Annotated in this window: 1 protein-coding gene and 1 pseudogene; one reads left to right on the forward strand and one right to left on the reverse strand. The window is 72.6% G+C overall.

The window, feature by feature from the left end; all coding sequences use genetic code 11:
• A pseudogene (gene xylB / locus H5J33_RS31070) lies at positions 1 to 1,202 on the reverse strand (xylulokinase); the annotation flags it as partial.
• Between the two features lie 155 nt (positions 1,203 to 1,357).
• Between xylB and xylA the strand changes: the two are divergent.
• The coding region (gene xylA, locus H5J33_RS31075; protein WP_181798097.1) for a xylose isomerase at positions 1,358 to 2,461 on the forward strand (1,104 nt) is incomplete at its 3' end.

Below are 2,461 nucleotides of genomic sequence, written 5' to 3' on the forward strand. Positions count from 1 at the left end.
CGGTCTGCTGCCAGGCCGTGCCCCGGGCGCCGCCGCCGATCAGGAGCAGCGGGGTGTCACGGTCGGCGTCCGCGTCGAGGACCAGGTCGAGGGCCCCCAGCAGCGCGTGCACCGCGCCGTCGTAGGCGGCCTGCAGCAGCTGGCCAGCGGTGGTGTCGTGGCGCAGCCCGTGCAGCAGTCCTGAGGCGTGGGGCAGGTTCGGGGTGCGCTCGCCGTCCAGGTACGGCAGCAGGGTCACCGAGCCGCCGGGTTCGACCGCCTCCCGGTCCAGGCCCAGCAGGGCCGCGACCCGGTCCACCGCCAGGGTGCAGTTCAGGGTGCAGGCGAGGGGCAGCCAGTCCCCGCGGGCGTCGGCGAAGCCCGCCACCGTGCCGGTCGGGTCGGCGGGGCGGCGCTCGGAGACGGTGTAGACCGTGCCGGAGGTGCCGAGGCTCAGCACCGGCGTGCCGGGCCGCAGGCCGAGGCCCAGCGCCGCCGCGGCGTTGTCGCTGGTGGCCCCGGGCCACCAGCGTGCCCTTGGAGAAGGGCAGGTCGTGGCTGTCGCGCACGGTGCCGACCACCTCGCCCGGCCGCGCCACCCGGGGCAGCAGCGCCGGGTCCAGACCGATGTGCGCCAGCGTCTCCTCGTCGTACGCCTCGGTGCCGGACGCCCACCAGCCGGTGCCGGAGGCGTCGCCCCGGTCGGTCGTGCCCTGCCCGGTCAGGCGCTCGGTGAGGTAGTCGTGGGGGAGCCGGACCGCCTTGGTCGCGCGGACCGCCTCCGGCTCGTGCTCGGCGAGCCAGGCCCACTTGGTGGCCGTGAAGGACGCGCCGGGCACGCTGCCGGTGCGCTCCGCCCAGGCCTTCGGACCACCCAGCTCCTCGACGAGACGGCGGGCCTGCGGAGCGGAGCGGACGTCGTTCCACAGCAGCGCCGGACGCACCGGCTCGCCGTGTCCGTCCAGGGTGACCAGGCCGTGCTGCTGGCCGCCGATCGACACCGCCGCCGCCTCGTGCGCCGCCTCACCGCACTGGCGCAGCGCCGTGCACAGCGCGTCCCACCACTGGCGCGGATCGCTCTCCCGGCCCGCACCGTTGGTCACGGTGTGCGGCGCCTGGCCGCTGGCCACGATCCGGCCCGTCGCCGCGTCGACGACCAGTGCCTTCGTGGACTGGGTGGACGTGTCCACTCCGACGACGAGCGGACCCTCGGCTGCTGACATCGGACTCTCCCTCTTCCGCGGCTCCGCGGCATCTGCGCTGTGTGACGAAGACATCTGGTGGGCGAAAGACATGTTGTCTCTTCCCAGCGGTGTGTGCGCATACTAATTTGTAAACGGCCATGACGAAATACTCGTACGCAGCAAGGAGCCGCGCCATGAGCTACCAGCCCACCCCCGAGGACAGGTTCACCTTCGGCCTGTGGACCGTCGGCTGGCAGGGAAGGGACCCGTTCGGCGACGCCACCCGCCCCGCCCTCGACCCCGTCGAGACGGTGCAGCGCCTGGCGGAACTCGGCGCCTACGGAGTGACCTTCCACGACGACGACCTGATCCCCTTCGGTTCTTCGGACACCGAGCGGGAGTCGCACATCAAGCGGTTCCGGCAGGCCCTGGACGCCACCGGCATGACCGTCCCGATGGCCACCACGAACCTCTTCACGCACCCCGTCTTCAAGGACGGCGCGTTCACCGCCAACGACCGTGACGTGCGCCGCTACGCCCTCCGCAAGACCATCCGCAACATCGACCTGGCGGTCGAACTGGGCGCGAAGACGTACGTCGCCTGGGGCGGTCGCGAGGGCGCCGAGTCCGGGGCCGCCAAGGACGTACGCGCCGCCCTGGACCGCATGAAGGAGGCCTTCGACCTGCTCGGCGAGTACGTCACCTCGCAGGGCTACGACCTCCGCTTCGCGATCGAGCCCAAGCCGAACGAGCCCCGCGGCGACATCCTGCTGCCCACCGTCGGCCACGCGCTGGCCTTCATCGAGCGCCTGGAGCGGCCCGAGCTGTACGGCGTCAACCCGGAGGTCGGCCACGAGCAGATGGCCGGCCTGAACTTCCCGCACGGCATCGCGCAGGCGCTGTGGGCGGGCAAGCTCTTCCACATCGACCTCAACGGCCAGTCCGGCATCAAGTACGACCAGGACCTGCGGTTCGGGGCGGGTGACCTGCGGGCCGCCTTCTGGCTGGTCGACCTCCTGGAGAGCGCCGGTTACGAAGGACCGCGTCACTTCGACTTCAAGCCGCCGCGGACCGAGGACATCGACGGCGTGTGGGCGTCGGCCGCGGGCTGCATGCGCAACTACCTCATCCTGAAGGAGCGCGCGGCCGCCTTCCGCGCCGACCCGGAGGTGCAGGAGGCGCTGCGTGCGTCGCGGCTGGACGAGCTGGCCCAGCCGACCGCGGCCGACGGCGTCCAGGAGCTGCTGGCCGACCGCACGGCGTTCGAGGACTTCGACGTGGACGCGGCCGCCGCGCGC

The sequence above is a fragment of the Streptomyces sp. WELS2 genome, from assembly GCF_013870595.1.
In the GTDB taxonomy this organism is placed as follows: Bacteria; Actinomycetota; Actinomycetes; order Streptomycetales; family Streptomycetaceae; genus Streptomyces.